We start from the raw sequence: 24,300 nt of genomic DNA, 5'->3' as shown, positions 1-24,300 counted from the left end.
GCTCTTAAACCTAGTCCAGTTTAAGGGCGTTTATTATTTCTAAAAGGAAAAAATCATTTATCGGTCATGAATCCATAGTATTATTTGCCCAAACCTTTCTGCAAAAGGGAGGATGATCAGCGACGAAACGACATTAAAGAAAACGCTGATATGGGCAAGCTGGACATCAATGTCATCCGCGGTTAATGGAGCAGCATCAGCAAGTATTTTTATAAATGGGAAAAAAGCGGCAACACCGAGAACATTAATCCATATATGAGCGTATGCAGCGAGCCTGGCTTCTCTGCCTGCAGTTATCGAGGCGATATATGCGGTTACACATGTGCCAATGTTGGCGCCGAACATAATCGCAACCGCAGACACGAGGCTTAAATGGCCCGCTATTAAAAAGCCCATCAGCATTCCGACTACAGCGGTGCTTGACTGGATTACAGCAGTGATGATTGCTCCTGCCATGACACTAAACAGATGGCTGTCATTCAAAAATGTCAACAGATTATCAATGTAAGGCGTGACTGACAAAGGTGTTGCCATGTATTTAAATCCTCGCATCGCGGTGAACACCGTTGCAATCCCAAATATGATCATGCCGGCACTTCGCACTCTTTTATTATTGAGTGCGATCAGAATGGCACCGGTAACGGACAGCGGAAGCAGGATGGAATCGATATCAAATGTAATAAACTCTGCTGTGAAGGTGGTACCAATATTGGTGCCAAGAATGATGCCAATCGATTGCGGAAAGGTTAACAGCCGGGCTGAAATCATTCCAATTGTGATGACCATAACTGCAGAGCTGCTCTGGAGAATGGCTGTGACCAATATACCAATCAGGAACCCTTTCATTGGGGAAGCTGTCAGCCGGGCCATCCACAATTTAAGTGAACCGGCTGATAAATTAAACAAGCCTGTTCTTAAAATCGTCATGCCGAAGATAAACATCCCAATGAACAGGATAAATAATAGCATCAAAAGCATGTCCTTCACTCCCTTCTTAAATCATATGGGGGGATTGCGAATGACATGCCATGAAATAGAGACACTTGAATATTGTACGGAGAACGAGGAGACTAAATACAGAGTTGACCTTGCACGGGCATTATATTATAATTGCAAAGTACATGGAATTTTCATGTAGTAATGTTAGTGGGTTGTGCTCGGAGGGAGGGAAAGAGAATGTCTAAAACTGTCGTTCGCAAAAACGAATCGCTTGAAGATGCTCTTCGTCGTTTCAAACGTACTGTATCTAAAACTGGTACTTTACAGGAAGCCAGAAAGCGCGAGTTCTACGAAAAGCCTAGCGTAAAGCGTAAGAAAAAGTCTGAGGCTGCAAGAAAACGTAAGTGGTAAGAGAGGGTGTATATGATTGAGTCTTCTCGAGCGTTTAAATAGTGATATGATACAAGCGATGAAAAGCAAGCAAAAAGACAAACTCACTGTAATTCGGATGGTAAAAGCTTCGATGCAAAACGAAGCGATTAAGCTCGGTAAAAAAGAGCTATCCGAAGAAGAAGAGTTAACAGTTCTTTCTCGCGAAGTAAAACAACGCAAGGATTCCCTCCAGGAATTTGAAAAAGCAGGTCGTGAAGACCTTGTTGAAAAAATTCGCACTGAATTACAGTATGTTGATCTATATATGCCACAACAGCTTTCCGAAGAGGAAGTTTCTGAAATCGTGCAAGAAACGATTTTGGAAACAGGTGCATCGTCAAAAGCTGATATGGGCAAAGTGATGGCTGCGATAATGCCCAAGGTTAAAGGCAAAGCAGACGGATCGCTTGTAAATAAACTCGTACAACAACATCTTTCATAATTGAATGAAACAGGATCGCAGGCAGTTGTCTGCGGTCCGTTTTGTATTTTGCGGCTGCCAGGGCATATGCTGTTTCTGTCACATCATTCATGGATGATTGGGAGAAAGTAACATTGATATTTTTTCTTGAAAATGAATCTTTCTTTATCGGAAAACGTAAATACATAAACGAAATAAATGGAAGAAAGGGGGGAAGGGTGTGGCAATACGCCGCTATCTTACAGCAATAGCTCTTTTACTTGCTTTCTTGGCAATCGTTTTTCCGTCTGAAGGTTCTGCAAAGGATGAAATTGTTTATGTCGTTCCGCTTGAGGAAACGGTTGAAAAAGGCCTTTTCGGTTTCCTGAAGCGAGCTGTCCAAACCGCCGAAGCGGAGGATGCAGCTGCTATTATTTTTGAAATCAATACTCCCGGAGGCGCTGTGGATGCAGCAGCAGAAATTGGCAAACTGCTGGCGACAACAGATGTAAGAACGGTCAGCTTCGTCAACAAGCAGGCCTTATCTGCTGGAGCATATATTTCCTTGTATACTGACGAAATCTATATGGCTCCCGGTTCGACGATGGGTGCTGCTGCGATTATAGACCAGCAGGGAAATACAGCCGGTAAAAAAGCGGAGTCCTACTGGCTGAAGGAAATGGAGAACGCAGCACAGCATGCTGGCCGGGATCCGCAATACGCGATTGCGATGGCCAGTGAAGACAATGATTTATCTGAATACGGGGCCGGTCAAGGGAAATTGCTGACGTTAACAAGTGATGAGGCGCTTGAAGTCGGATATTCAGAAGGAACCGTAAACGATCTCGATGAACTAACGGAAAAGCTCGGCCTTGCCGATGCTGAAGTTCGAACCGTCGAAGAAAGCTTTGCAGAAAAGGTTGCGCGCTTTATCACCAACCCGATCGTAGTGCCGATTTTATTGACACTGGGAAGTCTCGGGCTTGTCCTTGAGCTATACTCACCAGGCTTTGGCCTTCCTGGCTTCACGGGCTTGTCTGCGCTTTTATTATTCTTTTACGGACACCTCGTTGCCGGCCTGGCTGGATACGAAACTTTCATTCTATTCGCGGTCGGAATCGGCCTGCTCATCCTCGAGCTCTTTGTTCCGGGCGGAATTGCCGGTATACTTGGAGCAGCAGCCATCCTGGGCAGCTTGTTTTTAGCATCAGATAACGTGTTCCATATGGGTATATCCCTGTTAATTGCAATCGGAGTGTCCATTTTAGCATCTATTTTACTAGTAAAGGTGTTTGGTAAAAAAATGAGACTGTTTAAAAAGATGATTTTAACCGATTCAACGAGCACCGAAAGCGGTTATGTCTCCAATAAAAATCGCCTGGAACTGGTCGGCCTTGAAGGCTATGCCTTAACCGCATTGCGGCCAGCAGGTACGATAGTGATAGAGGATGAGCGCATTGACGTCGTCAGTGAAGGAGGCTTTGTACTGCAGGGAGCCAAAGTGAGAGTCATAAAAGCAGAGGGATCGCGGATCGTGGTCAGGGAAATTCCTGATTTAGATAAAAACGAATAACTAGGAGGAAATCTGAATGGAAGCATCAATGTTATTTATTTTAGTAGCCATCGTGCTCGGCATTATTTTGCTGTCAATCTTATTGACATTTGTGCCGGTCATGCTGTGGGTTTCGGCCCTTGCAGCCGGAGTAAGAGTAAGCATATTCACCCTGATTGGAATGAGGCTGCGCCGGGTTATCCCAAACCGCGTCATTAATCCGTTAATCAAGGCGCATAAAGCCGGATTAAATGTAACGACAAACCAGCTTGAAAGCCATTATCTTGCCGGCGGTAACGTCGACAGGGTTGTCAATGCATTAATCGCCGCCCACCGTGCCAATATCGAACTATCGTTTGAGCGCAGTGCAGCAATTGATCTGGCAGGACGTGACGTTTTGGAAGCAGTCCAAATGAGCGTTAATCCAAAAGTAATCGAAACACCGTTTATTTCCGGCGTGGCAATGAATGGAATCGAAGTAAAAGCAAAAGCAAGAATTACCGTCCGTGCCAACATCGAGCGCTTAGTAGGAGGAGCCGGTGAAGAGACGGTTGTTGCCCGTGTTGGTGAAGGGATCGTTTCAACAATTGGTTCTTCAGACAACCATAAGAAAGTACTGGAAAACCCGGATATGATTTCGAAAACCGTCCTTTCAAAGGGCTTGGATGCAGGTACCGCATTTGAAATCCTCTCGATTGATATTGCGGACGTTGACATCGGTAAAAACATCGGTGCCGAGCTTCAAACAGAACAGGCTGAAGCAGATAAAAATATTGCCCAGGCTAAGGCAGAAGAACGCCGGGCGATGGCGGTGGCAAAGGAGCAGGAGATGAAAGCACGCGTCCAGGAAATGAGGGCGAAGGTTGTCGAAGCGGAAGCGACCGTGCCGCTTGCGATGGCAGAAGCTTTAAGAGAAGGCAATATCGGTGTAATGGATTATATGAACATCCAAAATATCTCGGCTGATACCGATATGAGGGGCTCAATCGGCAAAATGACAGGCGAGAAAAAAGATAACGGCAAGAAATAATAAGAGGAAAACCCGGACTTAAGAAGGGAGGAGCCTCTAATGGAGTTTATTTTTGAAAATCCTATTTTTATTGTGGTTGTACTCGGGATCATTTCCAGCTTGTTCAATCGCTTTAAAGATGCCGGCAAGGAACAGCGGCAGCAACGGCCTGTGCGGCCCCAGGCACCAAAGCAGCCCGCACCTGCCCCATCTCCGGCTCCGGCACCAGCACCAGCACCAGTGGCTGCGCGCCGGGAAACGCGTGAGATGACGGCGACAAGACTTGACAATAAGTATGAAGAACAGAAACAGCAGGCTGAAGCTAAGCTGCGATCTTTAAAGAAAAACGAGAAAGCGTCAGCTGCGAGCATTTTTCAGGAAAACGAAGAAAAAGAGCGTACAGAGCTTGATATTGATCAACAGAATCTCTTAAACGGAGTGATCCTTGCGGAGGTCCTTGGACAGTCAAGGGCAAAACGCCCCCATCATCCATTTAAAAGATAGGCGGAAGATGAGCGTAAACGATGTGGACATCCGGGAAAAAGGTGTGCTAGAACCCCCATTCATTTCATAAACATGAGATGAAAGGGGGTTCTTTTTTTATGTCAAAAAAGTTGAGCCATTCGATATGGAATTGGATGACAAAGAAAATGGATCTTCCGCAGGATGTCATGCTCGATTTGCCGCGTATAACGATGATCGGGCAATTACATATATACATTGAGAACCACCGGGGCTTACTTACTTTTACAGATAAAGAGATAAGGCTGCTTCTTGAAAAGGGGCAGCTGTTAATTAAAGGGAATCATTTTGTCATAAAAACGATTTTGCCTGAAGAAATATTGGTCGAGGGGCAAATTGATCAGGTCATGTATATACAGTAACAAGAAAGCGATCACGCGTGGTGATTCGGCCTTTTCGTCATATTAAGAATAATCCAGGAGGAAGATATGAAGAATCAGTGGGTTGAATTTTATAAAGGAATTGTGACGGTGAAAATAACAGGAAAAGGAATTGAGCGGCTCTTAAATCGATTGACAAAAAAGGGGTTGCATATCTGGCAGGTTAAGAGGCATGGAACGGAAACGGTGACAATTAAACTTCGGCTTGAAGACGTTCATAAGCTCAGAGCTGCTGCAAGAGGAAGCGAGTGTAAAGTTCATTTTTTAAATCGGACAGGCGCCCCATTTTTGCTGAAAAGGTTGTTGAAAAACAGCGGCTTTGCAGCGGGAACGTTCGTCTTTTTTGCAGTCATTATGTTTCTATCAAATATGATCTGGGCTATTGAAATAAAAGGAGCTAATCCGGCAACAGAATATCAGATTCGCAAAGAATTGGACAAGATGGGTGTGAAAATTGGCAAGCTCCAGTTTTTTGTTGATGATGTGAGCACGATCCAGCGTGAGCTCACTAACAATATCGAAGCGCTTACCTGGGTGGGTGTTGAATTAAAGGGGACAACCTATCGGATGCAAGTCGTCGAAAAAAACGAGCCGGAGCAGCCGGAATACGCTTCTCCAAGGAATTTAGTTGCTAAAAAGAAGGCCGTCATTGTTGATATGTTTGTCGAACAGGGCGATCCAGTTGTCAATATCCATGATCATGTGACGGCAGGGCAGCTACTGGTTTCAGGTGTAATCGGCAGAGAAGAACAAAGTATAATTATTCCGGCCAAAGGGGAAATTCTCGGAGAAACCTGGTACTGGTGTAAAGTTGAGCTTCCGTTAGAAAGTTCTTTCCAGACTTTTAGCGGCAATGAGAAGCGAAAACACTATTTGAAAATAGGCAGTGTCGCTGTGCCGGTCTGGGGATTTGGAAAGCCGGAATTTAGCAAATTTGAGACAGAGACAAATGAGAAAAAAATCCGTTTTATCAAGTGGGAGCTGCCGATTTCATATGTAGCAAGCACACATCGTGAAAGTGAACAGGTTACACGAACTTACTCCAATGAAAAGGCGATTCAGGCAGCAAAGGAGATCGCGAGAAATGAAATAAAAAGTAAGTTGACTGAGGATGCTACCATTAAGGGTGAAAAAGTTTTGCACCAGTCCATCGAGAATGGTAAAGTAAATTTATCAATACACTTCCAAATTATTGAGAATATCGCAGAAGGACAACCAATTATCCAAGGAGACGACGAATGACAGAAGAGTTAAAAACAATTGATATCCAGCTTGAGAATGCGAATGAAGCGATTGCTTTATTTGGGAATTCAGATACAAACTTAAAAATAATCGAACAAGAATTGGATGTTTCAATAGTGACGAGAGGCGAAACCGTCTACGTTTCGGGAGATTCGGATCAAATAAATCTTGCAGGTAAAATATTGGTGAAACTGCTCGCTGTGATCAGAAAAGGAATGAACATCGGTCAGAGAGATGTCATCTATGCTATTGAATTAGCGAAAAAAGGCACACTTGAATATTTCGAGGCTATTTACGATGAAGAAATTGCCAAAAAGGCAAACGGGAAATCAATTCGAGTTAAAACTCTTGGACAGAGTCAGTATATTAACGCCATCAAAAAGCATGACCTTGTGTTTGGAATTGGCCCTGCCGGCACAGGAAAGACATACTTAGCGGTTGTCATGGCTGTGAGCGCATTAAAAAACGGCCATGTAAAACGGATTATCCTTACCAGGCCGGCGGTGGAAGCAGGGGAAAGCCTCGGCTTTCTCCCGGGAGACCTGAAAGAGAAGGTCGATCCGTACTTGCGGCCTTTATATGATGCCCTTAATGATATTTTCGGAGCAGAGCATACACAGCGATTGATTGAAAGGGGAACGATTGAAATCGCCCCGCTTGCCTATATGAGAGGGAGAACCCTTGATGATGCTTTTGTGATTCTTGATGAAGCACAGAACACAACGCAGGCACAAATGAAAATGTTTTTAACCAGGCTCGGATTTGGTTCAAAAATGGTCATTACCGGTGATACTTCACAGGTTGACCTTCCTAAAGGGGTAAGGTCCGGTTTACTTGCAGCGGAAGACGTTTTAGGCAATGTAAGAGGCATAAGCTTTACCCACCTTGACGAGAGTGATGTTGTGCGCCACCCGCTCGTTGGAAAAATTATTCATGCATATGATCTAAATGAAAGCAAATAACTGTCCGGGCTGCCGGGCAGTTATTTCTTTTGGAAAATGCAAGCTATTCGCAGTGTTGCGCATAAACTATCGTGGGATTTTTCTTTTTTGCAAACATTTTTTGAGCTAATCCGATTTGAGGATGAAACTTGGATGAAAAACTGTTATGATTTTACATAATTAGAGTCGACAAAACTAAACTGCTTATCTGGCCATGATTTCGAGCCGTGATAGGAGGGGCCGAAGATGGAAAAGCTTCAAAGACAATTAGCGAAAATCCGCAACCTGCTGGATGTTACCTTTTTTAAGGTGCTGTTATTTGTTTCGATCGGAATCATATTATTTGCTGTTATGTACAGCAATGTAAAACCGGAAAAACTGAACCTGACTCTTTTTTCTGTTGCGGAGCAAACAATCCGTTCGCCGATTACCCTTGAAGACCGGGCCAATACGGAACGGAAGCGGACTGAGGCAAGCGAACAGGTTCAGGACGTCTACACAATGAAAAAAGAGTATACGGAAAACCGGGTCGATTTAATTTCGTCCATATTTGATTCGGTTTCCGAGGTGGAAGAAGAGATTAAAGTGGAGCAGGATCAGCTCCAGAAACAGGCTCAGACAAATGCAGATGGCACGGGAACCGCTCCAGCAACAGCGCCGACTGTAGCTGACAAGCTTCCGATGCTGAAGGATAAATTGACGGAAAATGTGACGAAAGATATTCCAGATCCGGTTTTTAATTCGCTTCTGCAGACGGGGAAGGATGAATTATCAATCGCGAAAGATTTAACGGTTACGGCAATTAACCATGTCATGAACGAGCGAATTCCGGCTGATCAAGTCGAAAATGCAAAGAAGCGGCTTGAGGAAGAGCTCAAATACACGAGCCTATCTGCTAATATGAAGGACGCTGCGATCGCTCTTGGCAGGTATGCGGTCGTCCAAAATGAATTTTACGATCCGGTTGCTACAGAAGAACTGAGAGAACAGGCAAAGGAAGATATAGAACCTGTTAAAATTCTTCAGGGGCAGATATTAGTGGAGGAGGGACAGCTGATCAGCCGCGAAATTTTCCGGCAGCTCGAGCTGGCTGGAGTGCTTGATAGTGATAACTCGATAAAACCGTTCGCCGGTCTCGTTTTGTTTATTTCGATTTTGCTGCTTGCTCTTTATTATTATTTTAATGAAAAAACCCCGGAAGATAAAAAGCAGACAAATTTGCTGCTGTTCAGCTTAATTTTTGTCCTGTCGATAATCATCATGAAGTTGATCAGCCTTTTGCAAATGTATGAGTACGCTGATATCGGTTATGTGTTCCCGGCTGCAATGGGTGCGATGCTGATAAAAATTTTAATCGATGAACGTCTGGCTATATTTATGACAATTGCGATGGCGGTTTGCGGCAGCATCCTTTTTAACGAAGGAATTACCGGAACCATTCATATGACGATCGGGATCTACATTTTATGCAGCGGACTGGCAGGAATTTTATTTTTAAGCAAGCAAAACCAACGCTCAAAAATTCTCCAGGCTGGTTTGCTCGTTTCGGCGGTCAATCTTGTCGTGATTGTTTCGTTATTGTTTTTGCAAAACGGACAATACTCCGGCCTTGAATATAGTTTCTATTTGATCGCCGCACTTGTGTCCGGGATAGCATCCGCTGTTCTGACGATCGGGCTGCTGCCATTTTTTGAAGCTGGATTCGGAATTTTGTCGACAATGAAGTTAATTGAGCTTTCAAACCCGAATCATCCGCTCCTCCGCAAAATTTTAACAGAGGCACCGGGCACGTACCATCACAGTGTCATGGTTGCCAATCTTGCCGAATCAGCATGTGAAGCGGTCGGGGCAAACGGGCTGCTGGCCCGGGTTGGCTGCTATTATCATGACATTGGCAAAACGAAACGACCGCAGTTCTTTATTGAAAATCAATTGAATATTGAAAATCCCCATGACCGCCTGCCGCCGCAGACAAGTAAAAATATCATTATTGCCCATGCAACAGATGGGGCAGAAGCATTACGAAAGCATCGCCTGCCCCGGGAAATTGTTGATATTGCGGAACAGCATCATGGAACAACCCTATTGAAGTATTTTTATCACAAAGCAAAACAAAACGGCCTTGAAGCGAAGGTGGAAGACTATCGGTATCCAGGTCCGAAAGCAAAAACAAAGGAATCGGCAATCATTGGAATCGCCGACAGTGTCGAAGCGGCTGTCCGCTCGATGAGCCATCCTACAAATGAACAAATTGAGGAGATTGTCCGCAATATAATTTCTGACCGATTGCAGGACGGACAGCTGAACGAATGTGATATTACACTGAAAGAACTGGAAATCGTCGCTCATACATTATGTGAGACGTTAAAGGGAATCTTTCACTCAAGGATTGAATATCCAGAAATGATGAAACAGAAGGTGAACCAAGCATGAGCTTAGCAATTGAACCGATCGATGAAACCGGTCAGCTTGCTGATGAAGAGATCAGCACCGTCGTTGCACTTTTAAATTTTGCGGCGGAAAAGGAAGATGTGGAAGCGGGCAGTGAGGTTTCGATTACATTCGTATCCAATGAGAGAATCCAGGAGATTAACCGGGATTATCGCGATAAAGACAGGCCAACAGATGTCATCTCCTTTGCGATGGAGGAATTGGGCGAAGGAGAGCGGCAAATCCAGGGGACGGAAATTCCGCGGGTACTTGGCGATATCGTTATATCTGTACAGAAAGCAAAGGAACAGGCTGAGGAGTATAGCCACTCGTTTATCCGCGAGCTCGGGTTCCTGGCTGTTCACGGATTTCTTCATCTATTGGGATATGATCATATGACCGAGCAAGACGAAAAAAAAATGTTTAGCCGCCAAAAGGATATATTAGATGAGTTCGGCCTTCAAAGATAGGAGAAATAGGCGTCATTGCGGTGTTTTTCGGTCGTTTCTCTACGCTTGTGCCGGGATCAACTCAGCTCTCAAAAACGAAACAAATATGAAAATCCACTTCTTCATTTCGTTTTTTGTGATTGGCGCGGGATTTTTCTTTTCACTTTCACCTGTCGAGTGGCTGTTTGTGTTATTTGCCATCGGGGGCATGCTCTCCCTCGAATTAATCAATACAGCCATCGAGAGAGCCGTCGACCTCGTTACGAAAGAAGAGCATCCCCTTGCAAAAGAGGCAAAGGATATTGCGGCGGGAGCAGTGCTGATCTATGCAGTTTTATCGGTTGCAGTCGGATTGATCATTTTTATTCCCAAGCTATTGTAGATAGGCTGGGGCTGCCTTGTCGGGCAGCCTTTCTGTCATGAAACAGTCCTGGATACAAAATTGGGCCAATACCGGATGCTGATTGTAAACGCTCTAAATATTCGATAAAATGACAGAGCAGTATAAAATAAACCGGAAGACTTTTTAGAAAATTCAATATTTTTTATTGCGATTTTGTAACAAGCGATGAAATTAACTGCAAAATAGGGTAAAATAAAGAGAAGGCAGTCTTCTTTTGGAAAGGAAGAATTGTTTTGAACATTGAACAATTAATTCAAGAAGCAAAAAAAGCAAGAGAAAAAGCATATGTTCCCTACTCAAAATTTCAAGTGGGAGCAGCCCTTCTAACAGATGATGGCAAGGTTTACCATGGCTGCAATATTGAAAATGCTGCATACAGCATGTGTAATTGTGCAGAGAGGACAGCTTTGTTTAAAGCGTATTCAGAAGGAGACCGCGTCTTTACTGCAATGGCGGTCATTGCAGATACGAAAGGGCCAGTCTCGCCTTGCGGAGCCTGCCGGCAAGTTATTTCAGAGCTTTGCCCGAGGGATATGAGGGTTGTCTTAACCAATCTTCACGGGGTAACCCGGGAATTCACTGTTGAAGAATTATTGCCAGGAGCATTTTCACCGGAGGACTTACATGAGTAATACAAACGAAACGCCACAGCACAAATCCGGTTTTATTTCAATTATTGGCCGGCCCAATGTTGGCAAATCAACATTTCTTAACAAAGTGATCGGCCAGAAAATAGCGATCATGAGCGATAAGCCGCAAACGACTCGCAACAAGGTCCAGGGAGTCCTCACGCAAAACGATTCACAGCTGATCTTTATCGATACACCTGGAATCCATAAGCCGAAACATAAACTGGGCGACTTCATGATGAAGGTAGCAATTAACACACTAAAACAAGTTGATCTTGTTCTTTTCATGGTCAATGCTGCAGAGGGATTCGGCAAAGGTGAGGAGTTCATTTTAGAAAAGTTTGAGTCCGTTCGAACACCTATTTTCCTTGTCATCAACAAAATTGACCAAATTCATCCCGATCAACTGCTGAATGTAATCGACTCCTATAAGGAAAAGTATGACTTTCGGGAAATTGTCCCTATTTCTGCACTTGAAGGAAATAATGTTGATGCATTGCTGGAGCAGATCAAAAAATATCTTCCGGAGGGTCCGCAGTTTTACCCTGCCGACCAAGTAACAGACCATCCGGAGAGATTTATCGTATCCGAGCTGATCCGTGAAAAGGCTCTCCATTTAACTCGGGAAGAGGTTCCTCATTCCCTTGCCGTTGTAATCGACAAAATGGAGCGTCGCGAAGACAAAGACGTAATCCATGTGATGGCAACAATTATTGTTGAACGCGATTCGCAAAAAGGCATCATTATTGGCAAGCAAGGAAAAATGCTCAAGGAAATCGGGCAAAGGGCAAGGATCGATATTGAAAATCTTCTCGGCTCCAAGGTTTTTTTAGAGCTTTGGGTAAAAGTCCAGAAGGATTGGCGGAATAAAATGCACCAGCTGCGCGACTACGGTTTCCGCGAAGATGAATATTAAAAGTTCAAGCGCTAGCGGACTATCTTCGCCCTAACTAAGTTATTATTGAAATTTCAAGTTTATGCATGTAACAGATTAACAAATTTTTCGTCTCATGATTTTTGAATGACAGGCTATGATAAATGTAAAGGAATTGGGCCCAGAAGTGCTAGTTGAATAATCGAAAGGTGGGGTTTTCGATGTTGGATTTTACCTGGAAGGTGTTTTCGCAAACAGGTAATATTGACACATATCTTCTCTTTAAGGAATTGGAGAAGGACACACAAGAAATACCCGGAAGTCAAGAAGTTGAGCTAGCAGAGGTAGATTTTCCCATCTCATAGATTTGTCTAATTTAATGGATGGTGGCGTTATGCTTCAAAAGTGTGAAGGCATTGTCATTAGAGCTACAGATTATGGTGAAACGAATAAGATTGTCACTTTATATACACGTGAATGGGGAAAGGTTGGTGTGATGGCGAGGGGAGCTAAAAAGACAAACAGCCGCCTCTCCGCGGTCACCCAGCTGTTTACATATGGTTATTTTTTAATCCATAAAGGCAGCGGTCTGGGCAATCTCCAGCAAGGGGAACTGGTTTCCTCGATGCGATCCATCCGCGAAGACATTTTTTTAACCGCCTACGCGAGTTATATTGTTGACCTGACAGATAAAAGCACGGAAGAAAAGAAACCCAATCCTTATCTTTTTGAATTGCTTTACCAGACGCTGCAATACATGAACGAAGGATACGACCTTGAGATATTGACCAACATTTATCAAATAAAAATGCTCAGTGTCCTCGGTCTCTATCCTGTATTAAACCGATGCTCTGTGTGCGGCAGTACCGACGGGCATTTTTCTTTTTCAATCAAGGAAGGCGGGCTTATTTGCCATCGCTGTGAGCATCACGATCCATACCGTTATCAAATCGCCCCTGCGACGGTAAAGCTGCTCCGTCTTTTCCAGGCTCTTGACCTTTCGCGGCTTGGGAATATCTCGGTCAAACAAGAAACGAAGAATGAACTTAAAAAAGTGATATCGGCCTATTATGAAGAATACTCAGGGCTTCATTTAAAAGCGAAAAAGTTTTTGGATCAAATCGATAAAATGCGTGATATGCTGTCTTAACATTGACAAGCAGATTGGTTCTTTGCTAATATTCAAATTAATATTAATAGGTTGCGGTGAAGGAAAAGAGTACCCAGCTTACTCTATAAAAGCGATTTCGGGATGGTGCAAGCCGGAAAATAGACAGCAGGGGAAGGGCGCTCCGGAGCAACGTTTTGCTTTTGTGAAAATTAAGGCGGCTGCCGGACGGCAGCAAATAGGGTGGAACCGCGGGTAACTCTCGTCCCTATGCGTAATGCATAGGAACGGGAGTTTTTTGTGCTTTCATTTTCTTGTGTATTACGCTCAGACCCGCTGCGATGTGAGTCATTGACTGTCCAGTGTCCCGAAAATGGTGTGGGAAATACGAAATTTTACAGAAAGAGGTGGCTTATGAACATTCAAAACATGATTTTGACATTGCAAAAACATTGGTCCGACCAAGGCTGTATTTTGATGCAAGCTTATGATGTGGAAAAGGGAGCGGGAACGATGAGCCCTTACACATTCCTGAGAGCGATCGGGCCTGAGCCCTGGAGTGTCGCTTATGTAGAACCATCACGGCGTCCTGCTGACGGCCGTTACGGAGAGAATCCAAACCGGTTGTACCAGCATCATCAATTCCAGGTTATTTTAAAGCCTTCTCCCGACAATATCCAGGAACTATACCTTGAGTCACTCAAAGCACTAGGCATTAACCCGCTCGAGCATGATATCCGTTTTGTTGAAGATAACTGGGAGAACCCTTCGCTGGGCTGCGCCGGACTTGGCTGGGAAGTGTGGCTTGACGGGATGGAAATCACGCAATTTACCTACTTCCAGCAAGTCGGCGGACTGGAGTGCAAACCTGTCTCTGTTGAAATTACTTATGGAATCGAAAGGCTTGCTTCCTATATTCAGGATAAGGAAAATGTCTTTGACCTCGAATGGACGGAAGGCTTTACTGTCCGCGACATTTTTCTTCAGCCCGAATACGAGCATTCAAAGTATACGTTTGAGACATCCGATCCTGACATGCTCTTCAACCTTTTCAATATTTATGAAAAAGAAGCGCACCGGCAAATGGATGAAGGGCTTGTACACCCTGCTTATGACTATGTATTGAAATGTTCACACGTTTTTAATATCCTTGATGCGCGCGGTGCGATTTCCGTAACAGAGAGAACAGGCTATATCGCCCGCTGCCGGAATCTGGCGAGGAACATTGCCAAAACATTTTATGAAGAACGGGAGAAGCTCGGCTTCCCGATTTTAACTCAGAAACGTGGTGAAAAAAGTGAATAAACGTGATTTATTGCTCGAAATTGGCCTTGAAGAAATGCCTGCCAGGGTTATTACAGACTCGGTAAATCAGCTTTCCGCAAAAGTTCAGGCATGGCTGGAAGAGAGAAAAATTAACTTTGATACAGTAAAAACGTTTTCGACTCCCCGCCGCCTCGCTCTTTTCATAACAAATCTTGACGAAGCACAACCGGATATTCATGAAGAAGCAAAAGGGCCAGCAAAAAAGATTGCTGTGAACGATCAAGGGGAATGGACGAAAGCGGCGGAAGGATTTTCTCGCGGCCAGGGCAAAAGCGTCGATGATCTTTATTTTAAAGAGATTAACGGTGTCGAATATGCTCACGTCAAAAAGTTTACAAAAGGCCGGAAAACAGCAGAGTTGCTCCCTGAATTAAAACAGGTGATCACAAGTCTAACATTTCCGAAAAACATGCGCTGGGCAAACGAAGACTTAAAATATGTCAGGCCGATTAAATGGATTGTTGTCCTGTTTGGTAATGAAGTGATTCCAATGACGATTGCCGGGGCCGTCTCAGGGAACAAAACGTTCGGACATCGCTTTCTCGGCAGAGAGATCAGCCTTTCATCCCCTGCTGAATATGCTGAAGCGTTACTCAGCCAGTTTGTAGTCGCCGATGCAACGGAAAGAAAACGGGCGATCGTCAGCCAGATTAACCGGATTGCAGAGGAAAAGCAGTGGACGATTCCGATTGAAGAAGATTTGTTGGAAGAGGTTAATAACCTTGTTGAGTATCCAACAGCGTTATTTGGCCATTTTGAGCAGGCCTTTCTCGAGCTGCCCGAAGAGGTGTTAATCACGTCAATGAAGGAACACCAGCGCTATTTTCCAGTAAAGTCGCCGAGCGGTGACCTTCTTCCCTACTTTGTAACAGTGCGGAACGGGGATCATCTGCATCTTGAGCAGGTTGCAAAGGGAAACGAAAAGGTTCTGCGGGCCAGGCTGGCGGATGCAGCGTTCTTTTTCAGGGAGGACCAAAAGCTCGTGATTGAAACAGCGCTGCAAAAACTTGATTCGATTGTTTACCACGAAGAGATAGGCACTCTTGCCAGCAAAGTTGACAGAGTCAGAGAGCTTACCAATCGACTGGCAAACATGCTTGAGTTGACTGAGCGTGATCGTAAGGCAGCAGACAGGGCTGCACAAATTTGCAAGTTTGACCTTGTCACGCAAATGGTCTATGAATTCCCTGAATTACAAGGGACGATGGGTGAAAAATATGCATTGCAACAAGGCGAGCAGCCTGAGGTTGCCGCTGCCATTAATGAGCATTACATGCCGCGCAATGCTGAAGACCGGACTCCTGCTGCAAATGTAAGTGCAGTGCTTGCGATCGCCGATAAGCTTGATACAATCGTTTCATTCTTTAGCATCGGCAAATTGCCGACCGGTTCCCAGGATCCGTATGCGTTAAGGCGGCAGGCAACCGGCATCATCCAAACGCTGATTGACAAAGGTTGGCGGATTTCTTTTGAGCAATTCCTTTATGAAGCGCTTCAACTCAACATGAAAGCAAATCATTCTGATGAGGGCAGAGAAGGTTTATTCAGCGAGCTTGTCCAATTTTTCAAGCTGCGCATTAAACATTTGCTCCAGGAGCGGGGCATTCGTTACGATCTAATTGAGGCAGTCCTGGGCGGGGAAATTGGCGCTCCGGCGTCGCTCGTCAGAAAAGCTCAAATTCTTGACCGGAAAAAAGACGCGCCCTACTTTAAAGAAAGTATCGAGGCCTTTAGCCGTGTCTTGAATATCGCTAGCAAAGCAAATGCTGATGGTGACGTTCAACGTGAACTGTTTGAAAATGAATACGAAAAAACGTTGTTCCAAAGCTATTTAACAGCCTCACAGCAAATAGATTTCAACGAAGGAGAAGAGGAAGCATTCGAAATGCTTGTTTCCTTAAGGGATCCGATTAATGATTATTTTGACCATACAATGGTCATGGCGGATGACCCAACCATTCGTGCAAACCGCTTAGCTTTAATGGGCAAGCTGGCCCGGCTTATCAACAATTTTGCGAAAATGAATGAGATCATCGTAAAATAGACTTCCAAAGTAGAAGAGTCTGTCCTGTTGCGACAGGCTTTTCTGCTTTTGATCATAATCAGTTCTTCCTATTTTCGATAAATGGTATATAATATTTCTATAAAAGTATGTCATTATTGCTTTGGACGTAAGATAAAAATGCGTTCCAGTCCAGCAGCTACAAGCATAATAGAAAGAACGGCTATTTTACAGGAATGCTAGGCGGTGAGAAAAATCGAACTGAATAAACGGCAAGAATTAATATTGGAGATAGTTAAAGAAAATGGCCCGATCACAGGCGAGCATATTGCCGATCAATTAAATCTGACGAGGGCAACCTTAAGGCCCGATCTCGCAATTTTAACGATGGCGGGGTTTTTGGATGCCCGGCCAAGAGTGGGTTATTTTTATACAGGAAAATCGGGGACGCAGTTGCTCACTGAAAATCTCAAGAAACTCTATGTGAAGGATTACCAGTCGATTCCGGTTGTAGTAAACGAAAATGTTTCTGTTTACGATGCAATTTGTACGATGTTCCTTGAAGATGTCGGAACTCTGTTTGTTGTCGATGAACGGTCCATTTTAATGGGTGTCTTATCAAGAAAGGACTTGCTCAGGGCCAGCATTGGCAAGCAGGAGCTGACGAGCATACCAGTCCACATCATCATGACGAGGATGCCAAACATTACAATGTGTCATAAAGAGGACCTTTTGATTGACATCGCAAAAGTTCTTATTGATAAACAAATTGATGCTTTGCCGGTCGTGAAAGAAACCGAGCAGGGATTTGAAGTAACCGGGCGGATTACGAAAACAAATATTACAAAAGCGTTCGTTTCGCTTGCTCATGATTGACAAAGGGGAGATTTAAGAAATGGGTAATTTGCCGATTATTTACGTCGTATCCGATTCCGTTGGAGAAACGGCTGAGCTCGTTACAAAAGCGGCAATCAGCCAATTCAACGGCAGCGACGTTACAATAAAACGTTTTCCGTATGTGGAAGAGAAGACGAATATTGATGAAGTAATTACATTAGCGAAAATAAATCAAGGAATGATTGCCTATACACTCGTCAAGCCTGAGATCAGGGCATATATGCAGGAGGTGACGGTGAAAGAGGGCATTTATGCATTCGATATCATCGGTCCGCTGATGGACCGCATCCAGCAGATTTGCGGAGAGACACCTTTATATGAACCTGGTCTTGTCCGCAAGCTTGATGAAGATTACTTTAAAAAGGTTGAGGCGATCGAATTTGCCGTAAAGTATGATGACGGCAGGGATCCGCGTGGGATCTTAAAAGCAGACATTGTTCTGGTGGGTGTGTCGAGAACATCAAAAACACCGCTTTCGCAATACTTGGCCCTTAAACGGCTTAAAGTCGCCAACGTCCCGATTGTGCCTGAGGTGGATCCTCCGGAAGAACTTTTTTATGTCTCCCCGGATAAGTGCTTTGGTTTAAAAATTAGTCCGGAGAAATTGAACAATATTCGCAGGGAACGCCTGCGTTCACTCGGATTAAATGATGAAGCCAGCTATGCAAATATTGAACGGATTAAAGCAGAACTGGTCTACTTTGACAAAATCGTGCATAGAATAGGCTGTCCGATCATTGACGTCACAAACAAAGCGGTAGAAGAGACTGCAAATATGATTCTGAATCTTTTTCAAAAGAAAAACTCCGTGAATTAGCACTTATTTTGATAAGTGCTTTTCTTATGGTTTTTGATCCAGGCTTATTTCTATTTTATTTTTCAAGTAATATTAATGGAAAAATGAACATTTCTATACTATAATAAAAAATTGTGATAAAAATGCACATAATTAGGTTTAGACTTCAATCTGAACGAATAAACTATTTATTGTCAGATGTCAAGAAAACCAGTCAAAAAATATTCGACACATTTCCATTTTAGAAAGTTGTTTAAAGAAAGAAGGAATATCCGGGGGGATGTAGAATTACTAGTAAAATGGGCATTCCTGATTTATTTGTGGATGCAGATTCGTGTCCTGTTCAACAGGAAATTGTCGAAATCGCAGCTTCTTTCTCAGTCGAGGCAATTTTCATCGCTTCCTATAACCATGTCAAACGGGACAATGGCCATGCTGTCTGGAAGTACGTTGATGCAGGAAAGGAAGCTGTAGATTTGTACATCATGAATCATGTGAAAAAGGGTGATATTGCGGTGACCCAGGATATCGGTCTCGCATCGACCCTGCTCGGTATGGGGGTTTATGTACTATCACCACGGGGAACTTTATTTGAAGAAAAGGATATTGATACGGCTCTTGATCTGCGGTATCTTTCCGCCAAAGCGCGCAGGCGCGGTGTTTATGGTAAAGGTCCCAAGCCATACACGGACGAGGACAGATCAAGATTTGTACATCAGCTGACAAACATTTTGTCGAAATTTGCAGGGATTCGTTGATTTTTCAAGAATATCTAATAGTTGAGTAAAGTTACAATGTAATAAGCTAAACCGAAAAACGAATGAAGCTGTCTAAATAAACAGGAGTATGCCATAGGAAACGAATAATACGATCTTAATTTTAAAAAACTGTTCGTTTTTCAGTTAAAGAATTGCTTTATGAAAAATTCATTCAGTTAAATGGAGATGCACTCATCATGGCAGAACGAATTGCCGAAGAAAAATTAAATGAGATACGGCAAGCGGTTGATATTGTTGATGTCATAAGTGATTATGTTCAGTTGAAAAAGCAAGGCCGCAATTATTTCGGCTTATGTCCTTTTCATGGTGAGAATAGCCCTTCATTTTCCGTTTCGCCCGATAAACAAATATACCATTGTTTTGGGTGCGGGGCTGGCGGAAATGCCTATTCGTTTCTGATGGAGGCAGAAGGATTGACGTTTATGGAGGCTGCGATTAAACTCGCTGATAGAGCGAATATTGACCTTCAACTTGATCTTTCTGCAGTGTCAGCAGGGAAACCGATTTCGAAAGAGAACCAACAAATGATCGAAGCCCATGAGCTATTACGGAAATTCTATCATCATTTGCTTGTAAACACAAAAGACGGTCAGCATGCCCTTGAGTACTTGCTCGGCAGGGGATTTACGATCGAATCCATCAATAAATTCGAGGTGGGTTATGCGCTCGGCACATGGGACTTCGTTTATAAGTTTTTGGCGAAAAGAGGTTTTTCCACCGCTCTGCTGGAGAAAGCCGGCTTAATCATTAAAAGGGAAAAGGATGGCAGCTACTTTGACCGTTTTCGGGACAGAATTATGTTTCCGATACTGGATAAAAACGGAAATACGATTGCTTTTTCCGGGAGATCACTAGGGGCCGATGAGCCTAAATATTTGAATAGTCCCGAGACGGCAATCTTTAATAAAAGCAAAATTTTATATAATTTTCACCTGGCCCGCCCGAGTATTCGGAAGCTTCAGCAAGCCGTTCTGTTTGAAGGGTTCGCTGATGTCATAGCTGCAGACCGGTCAGGCGTCGAAAATGGAATAGCAACGATGGGCACAGCGCTCACTGATGAGCATATTACTCTTATAAAGCGGAATGTCCAATCGGTTATCATTTGTTATGATGCTGACAATGCTGGAGTAGAAGCTGCTTTTCGGGCAGCAACCGCCCTGTCCGCGGCAGGAAGCTACATAAGAGTAGCACAAATGCCTGACGGTATGGACCCTGATGACTATATCAAGAAATTTGGTGCTGATAAATTTCGAAATGATGTAATAGGGGCCAGTATTCCGTTCATGTCTTTTAAGCTTCTGTATTATCGGAGAGGGAAAAACCTTCAAGATGAAGGAGATCGGCTCCAGTATATCGAAAAAGTAGTAAAGGAAATAAGCCGCCTTGACAAAGCGGTCGAAAAGGATCATTATTTGCGCCAGCTTGCATCAGAGTTCTCATTGTCTCTCGATGCCTTAATGCAGGAGCAGCAGCAGTATACCCGGGTTGAAAACCGCAAAACAACAAGTAAGAGCGCTGAAAAGCCCGCGAAAAAGTGGGCAGGGGCAATGAAAACCGAGCAGTTGAAGCCTGCTTATCATACCGCTGAAAGAAGGCTGATTGCCCACATGCTCAGAAGCAGTGATGTGGCTTATAAAGTGCAGGACCGGCTTGCAGGCAGTTCATTTAATATTGATGAACATCAAGCAATTATTACGTATTTATTTGGCTATTATGAGGACGGGAGAGCTCCTGATCCAGGCGCATTTTTAAATTATCTTCAAGACCCGAAGCTGAAAAGGCTTGTGGCGGACATTGAAATGATGTCTATCAATGAAGAGATCAGCCAGCAGGAAATGTCTGATTATATCAAACAGGTGTTGAATTATCAAAAGATGTTAATGATAAAAGAAAAAGAGGCGCAAGAAAAGGAAGCAGATCGCCAAAAAGATTTTGCAAAAGCAGCCGCTATCGCGATGGAAATTATCCAGTTGCGAAAGTCTTTATAGATCCGAATAGTGTAGATAAGTGTTTGGTGATTTTGGAAGGAGGGGGACATATGGCTGAAAAGTCAGCCCGTTCGAAAGAGGTCGAGTCAGATATGACCCTGGAACAAGTAAAAGAGCAGTTAACTGAAGTAGGTAAAAAGACCGGTGTATTAGCTTATGATGATATAGCGGAAAGATTGTCAAACTTTGAGCTCGATTCAGATCAAATGGATGAGTTCTATGAACTCCTTGGGTCACAAGGAGTTGAGCTGGTCGGAGACAGTGAGGATGCCGACCCGAATATACAGCAATTAGCAAAAGGTGATGAGGAATTTGATTTAAATGACCTCAGCGTACCTCCGGGCGTAAAGATCAATGATCCTGTCCGCATGTATTTAAAAGAAATTGGCCGTGTCGACCTGCTTTCCGCTGAAGAGGAAATATCTCTTGCAGAGCGAATCGAGCAGGGTGATGAGGAAGCCAAACGGCGTCTTGCTGAAGCTAATCTCCGTCTTGTAGTCAGTATTGCCAAGCGTTATGTCGGCAGGGGAATGCTTTTCCTTGACTTGATTCAAGAAGGAAATATGGGTTTAATTAAAGCTGTTGAAAAATTCGATTACCGAAAAGGTTTTAAATTCAGCACATATGCAACATGGTGGATTCGCCAGGCGATCACGCGTGCAATTGCGGATCAGGCAAGAACGATCCGTATTCCGGTTCATATGGTCGAGACAATCAATAAACTTATCCGGGTCCAGCGCCAGTTGCTTCAGGACCTTGGCCGCGAACCAACACCGGAAGAAATTGCGGAAGATATGGATCTCACTCCGGATAAAGTTCGTGAAATTTTAAAAATCGCCCAGGAACCTGTTTCACTTGAAACACCAATCGGTGAGGAAGATGATTCACATCTTGGTGATTTCATTGAAGATCAGGATGCAACGTCTCCTTCAGAGCATGCTGCTTACGAACTTCTCAAGGAGCAGCTTGAAGACGTGCTGGATACACTGACAGACCGGGAAGAAAATGTACTGCGCCTCCGTTTCGGGCTTGATGACGGGCGCACCCGGACACTCGAAGAAGTCGGGAAAGTGTTTGGCGTGACGCGCGAACGGATCCGCCAGATTGAAGCGAAAGCGCTGCGCAAACTTCGCCATCCATCCCGCAGCAAAAGGCTGAAGGATTTCCTGGAATAATCAATCTGAAAAATAAATGATTGTCACAAAGTAGTTTACTTCTTACAATGGAAGTAAACTATTTTTTTTACAATATGTTTCCGGTTGCAATAGGAGCAGATGTTAGGAAGTGTACAATAAATGAATGAAAATCGCAAAAGCACGATTGTTAAAGAGATTTTGTATTGGAAGGAAAACAGGCTGCTTCCTGAACAATACTGCAACTACCTTTTGACGCTATATACGGAAGGGAATCGCCCGGTCGAAAAAAATAAACAGAGAATAGCTTCCTTAAAATCACATTTTCCAAACATTGCTATTTTCCTTCTCATTCCAATTTTTATATTTGTCATTTATTTTACTGAATTGTCTTTCATTTTGCAAATGGCTCTTGGCGGAATTTTTATCATTGCCGGCCTGTTGGCTGTTTTCTATTTTTCCAGAAAAGGGATTTCATTTCAAGTGCCTCTAATTGTCTCGGCCCTGATATTTCTTTTATTGTCTGTGGAAGGGGCGTCGGTGCTGGCGCCAAACCGCGACGGAATTCTCTATATCATTTGTGCGGCAAACTGTTTGCTCTGGATTTTTACTGGCTGGAAACTAAAGCTTCTTTATTTCTGCCTAGCCGGTATTTTAGGAGCGGCGATCATTATTATATCTATTTTTGTATAATAATTTATTATAAAAATTTTAAAATGTTGTGAAAATTCATATTTCCCTTTTATAATAAGAGTGATGTAAGCGTATTCAAAAATTGCAAGGGGGAAGTTCAATGAATTTTGATTTAACTTCAGAACAGGAAATGATCCGTAAAACAATCCGGGAATTCGCAGATGAAGAAGTCGCTCCCGGAGCTCTTGAACGGGACCGAAATAAACAATTTCCGGAATCTATTTTTAAAAAGCTGGCCGACATGGGGATGATGGGTTTGCCCTTTCCTGAGGAGTATGGCGGAGGAGGCGCAGATACGGTCAGTTTTGCGATTGTAACCGAGGAGTTGAGCCGAGCCTGCGGTTCAACGGGAATTACGTATTCGGCGCATATATCGCTTGGTGGGGCTCCAATATACTTATTCGGGACAGAGGAACAAAAACAGCAATACCTCGTTCCAATTTGCACAGGCGAAACGCTCGGGGCATTTGGCTTAACCGAACCCAATGCCGGGTCCGATGCAGGGGGGACGAGAACAACGGCAGTTGAAAAAGACGGGGAATTTGTGATCAATGGAAACAAATGCTATATTACCAATGCCAGCTATGCCAGACATCTGGCGTTAACGGCGATCACGGGTGAACAGGACGGAAAAAAAGAAATCAGTGCGATTATTGTGCCTACAGACGCACCAGGTTTTAAAGTGATCGACAATTATGAGAAAATGGGCTTGCATTCATCGAATACAACGGAACTTGTCTTGGAAGACGTGCGTGTTCCGACTGAGCACTTGCTCGGCAATAGAGGAGAAGGATTTAAACAATTCTTGATGACTCTGGACGGAGGGCGGATTGGGATTGGGGCAATGGCGGTTGGAATTGCCCAGGCTGCCTATGATAAAGCTCTGCAATATGCCCATGAGCGAAAGCAATTTGGCCGCTCCCTGTCAGCCTTTCAGGCGATACAGTTTAAACTGGCCGATATGGCTATGAAAATTGAGCTTGCCCGCAATATGGTGTACAAAGCGGCCTGGCTAAAGGATAACGGAAGGCCGTTCACGAAGGAGGCTTCGATGTGCAAGCTGTATGCTTCGGAAATCAGCATGGAAGTGACCGATCAGGCCGTACAAATACACGGCGGCTATGGTTATATGAAGGAATATCATGTTGAACGTTATATGCGAGATGCGAAGCTGACCGAGATTGGCGAGGGCACATCCGAAATCCAAAGGCTCGTGATTGCGAGAACAATCGGCTGTTGAATATCCAGGGTAAATGCTTATTTCAATCCAGCCTGTAGAGAAAACATTTGTCTATAGGCCTTTATTTTGTCGAATTTAAGAACATCGAGTGACAAAGTTTACTTTAGGGCTTTTCCTCTCAGCAATTTTAAAGTAA

At 43.8% G+C, this 24,300-nt stretch carries 25 protein-coding genes and 1 other annotated feature; of the genes, 24 read left to right on the top strand and 1 reads right to left on the bottom strand.

Annotated features, from left to right (window positions below; all coding sequences use genetic code 11):
* Positions 1-57 precede the first annotated feature (57 nt).
* Complete coding sequence (locus CVD23_RS01880; RefSeq protein WP_101664972.1) at positions 58-978, bottom strand: Na/Pi symporter; 921 nt, start codon at positions 976-978, stop codon at positions 58-60.
* Positions 979-1,176: 198 nt separating this feature from the next.
* Between CVD23_RS01880 and rpsU the strand changes: the two genes are divergently transcribed.
* The 24 genes from rpsU (at position 1,177) to CVD23_RS01755 (ending at position 24,164) form a co-directional block, all read left to right on the top strand.
* The gene (rpsU, locus tag CVD23_RS01875; RefSeq protein ID WP_026692851.1) at positions 1,177-1,350 is read left to right on the top strand and encodes a 30S ribosomal protein S21; all 174 of its coding nucleotides are present in this window, start codon (positions 1,177-1,179) and stop codon (positions 1,348-1,350) included.
* A gap of 16 nt (positions 1,351-1,366) precedes the next feature.
* Positions 1,367-1,813 (top strand): GatB/YqeY domain-containing protein, encoded by a 447-nt coding sequence (locus tag CVD23_RS01870; RefSeq protein WP_101575560.1) that lies wholly within the window; start codon positions 1,367-1,369, stop codon positions 1,811-1,813.
* 199 nt (positions 1,814-2,012) lie between these two features.
* Positions 2,013-3,344 carry an NfeD family protein gene (locus CVD23_RS01865; RefSeq protein ID WP_101575561.1) on the top strand — a complete coding sequence of 444 codons (1,332 nt, stop codon included), beginning with the start codon at positions 2,013-2,015 and terminating at the stop codon, positions 3,342-3,344.
* 16 nt (positions 3,345-3,360) lie between these two features.
* Positions 3,361-4,353, top strand: coding sequence for a flotillin-like protein FloA (gene floA / locus CVD23_RS01860; RefSeq protein WP_101575562.1), 993 nt, complete (start codon positions 3,361-3,363; stop codon positions 4,351-4,353).
* Positions 4,354-4,392: 39 nt separating this feature from the next.
* Positions 4,393-4,836, top strand: coding sequence for a hypothetical protein (locus CVD23_RS01855; RefSeq protein ID WP_101575563.1), 444 nt, complete (start codon positions 4,393-4,395; stop codon positions 4,834-4,836).
* A gap of 98 nt (positions 4,837-4,934) precedes the next feature.
* Positions 4,935-5,216 (top strand): sporulation protein YqfC, encoded by a 282-nt coding sequence (gene yqfC / locus CVD23_RS01850; protein ID WP_101575564.1) that lies wholly within the window; start codon positions 4,935-4,937, stop codon positions 5,214-5,216.
* 66 nt (positions 5,217-5,282) lie between these two features.
* The gene (gene yqfD / locus CVD23_RS01845) at positions 5,283-6,476 is read left to right on the top strand and encodes a sporulation protein YqfD (RefSeq protein ID WP_101575565.1); all 1,194 of its coding nucleotides are present in this window, start codon (positions 5,283-5,285) and stop codon (positions 6,474-6,476) included.
* A complete protein-coding gene (locus tag CVD23_RS01840; RefSeq protein ID WP_101575566.1) occupies positions 6,473-7,438 on the top strand; it encodes a PhoH family protein in 966 nt (321 codons plus the stop codon). The genes yqfD and CVD23_RS01840 overlap by 4 nt, the downstream gene beginning before the upstream one ends.
* 225 nt (positions 7,439-7,663) lie before the next feature.
* Positions 7,664-9,850: an HD family phosphohydrolase gene (locus CVD23_RS01835; RefSeq protein ID WP_101664970.1), complete on the top strand. Its 2,187-nt coding sequence runs from the start codon at positions 7,664-7,666 to the stop codon at positions 9,848-9,850.
* Entirely contained in the window at positions 9,847-10,317 is a 471-nt protein-coding gene (gene ybeY / locus CVD23_RS01830) for an rRNA maturation RNase YbeY (RefSeq protein WP_101575568.1), read from the top strand. The genes CVD23_RS01835 and ybeY overlap by 4 nt, the downstream gene beginning before the upstream one ends.
* Positions 10,295-10,678, top strand: a complete 384-nt coding sequence (locus tag CVD23_RS01825) for a diacylglycerol kinase family protein (RefSeq protein ID WP_101575569.1) — start codon at positions 10,295-10,297, stop codon at positions 10,676-10,678. Before ybeY ends, CVD23_RS01825 begins: the two co-directional genes overlap by 23 nt.
* A gap of 254 nt (positions 10,679-10,932) precedes the next feature.
* Positions 10,933-11,331 (top strand): cytidine deaminase, encoded by a 399-nt coding sequence (locus CVD23_RS01820; RefSeq protein ID WP_101575570.1) that lies wholly within the window; start codon positions 10,933-10,935, stop codon positions 11,329-11,331.
* A complete protein-coding gene (era, locus tag CVD23_RS01815; protein WP_101575571.1) occupies positions 11,324-12,244 on the top strand; it encodes a GTPase Era in 921 nt (306 codons plus the stop codon). Before CVD23_RS01820 ends, era begins: the two co-directional genes overlap by 8 nt.
* 179 nt (positions 12,245-12,423) lie before the next feature.
* Complete coding sequence (locus CVD23_RS01810) at positions 12,424-12,567, top strand: YqzL family protein (protein WP_101575572.1); 144 nt, start codon at positions 12,424-12,426, stop codon at positions 12,565-12,567.
* Between the two features lie 29 nt (positions 12,568-12,596).
* Positions 12,597-13,352 (top strand): DNA repair protein RecO, encoded by a 756-nt coding sequence (recO, locus tag CVD23_RS01805; protein ID WP_101575573.1) that lies wholly within the window; start codon positions 12,597-12,599, stop codon positions 13,350-13,352.
* A gap of 47 nt (positions 13,353-13,399) precedes the next feature.
* Positions 13,400-13,583: a binding site (T-box leader), on the top strand.
* A gap of 141 nt (positions 13,584-13,724) precedes the next feature.
* Positions 13,725-14,615, top strand: a complete 891-nt coding sequence (glyQ, locus tag CVD23_RS01795) for a glycine--tRNA ligase subunit alpha (RefSeq protein WP_101575575.1) — start codon at positions 13,725-13,727, stop codon at positions 14,613-14,615.
* Positions 14,608-16,680 carry a glycine--tRNA ligase subunit beta gene (glyS, locus tag CVD23_RS01790; protein ID WP_101665036.1) on the top strand — a complete coding sequence of 691 codons (2,073 nt, stop codon included), beginning with the start codon at positions 14,608-14,610 and terminating at the stop codon, positions 16,678-16,680. Before glyQ ends, glyS begins: the two co-directional genes overlap by 8 nt.
* A 204-nt stretch (positions 16,681-16,884) precedes the next feature.
* Positions 16,885-17,514: a helix-turn-helix transcriptional regulator gene (locus CVD23_RS01785; protein ID WP_101575576.1), complete on the top strand. Its 630-nt coding sequence runs from the start codon at positions 16,885-16,887 to the stop codon at positions 17,512-17,514.
* A 19-nt stretch (positions 17,515-17,533) separates the two neighbouring features.
* Positions 17,534-18,352: a pyruvate, water dikinase regulatory protein gene (locus CVD23_RS01780; RefSeq protein ID WP_101575577.1), complete on the top strand. Its 819-nt coding sequence runs from the start codon at positions 17,534-17,536 to the stop codon at positions 18,350-18,352.
* A gap of 278 nt (positions 18,353-18,630) precedes the next feature.
* Complete coding sequence (locus CVD23_RS01775) at positions 18,631-19,089, top strand: YaiI/YqxD family protein (RefSeq protein WP_101575578.1); 459 nt, start codon at positions 18,631-18,633, stop codon at positions 19,087-19,089.
* Between the two features lie 197 nt (positions 19,090-19,286).
* Complete coding sequence (dnaG, locus tag CVD23_RS01770) at positions 19,287-21,098, top strand: DNA primase (RefSeq protein ID WP_101664966.1); 1,812 nt, start codon at positions 19,287-19,289, stop codon at positions 21,096-21,098.
* A 50-nt stretch (positions 21,099-21,148) separates the two neighbouring features.
* Positions 21,149-22,273: an RNA polymerase sigma factor RpoD gene (gene rpoD / locus CVD23_RS01765; protein ID WP_101575580.1), complete on the top strand. Its 1,125-nt coding sequence runs from the start codon at positions 21,149-21,151 to the stop codon at positions 22,271-22,273.
* A 120-nt stretch (positions 22,274-22,393) separates the two neighbouring features.
* Positions 22,394-22,924, top strand: a complete 531-nt coding sequence (locus CVD23_RS01760) for a hypothetical protein (protein ID WP_101575581.1) — start codon at positions 22,394-22,396, stop codon at positions 22,922-22,924.
* Between the two features lie 100 nt (positions 22,925-23,024).
* On the top strand, positions 23,025-24,164 hold the full coding sequence (locus CVD23_RS01755) for an acyl-CoA dehydrogenase (RefSeq protein ID WP_101664964.1): 1,140 nt from the start codon (positions 23,025-23,027) through the stop codon (positions 24,162-24,164).
* Positions 24,165-24,300 lie beyond the last annotated feature (136 nt).

Source organism: Bacillus sp. V33-4 (assembly GCF_002860225.1).
Lineage (GTDB): Bacteria > Bacillota > Bacilli > Bacillales > Cytobacillaceae > Bacillus_BJ > Bacillus_BJ canaveralius.
This window is presented reverse-complemented; position numbering and strand designations above follow the sequence as displayed.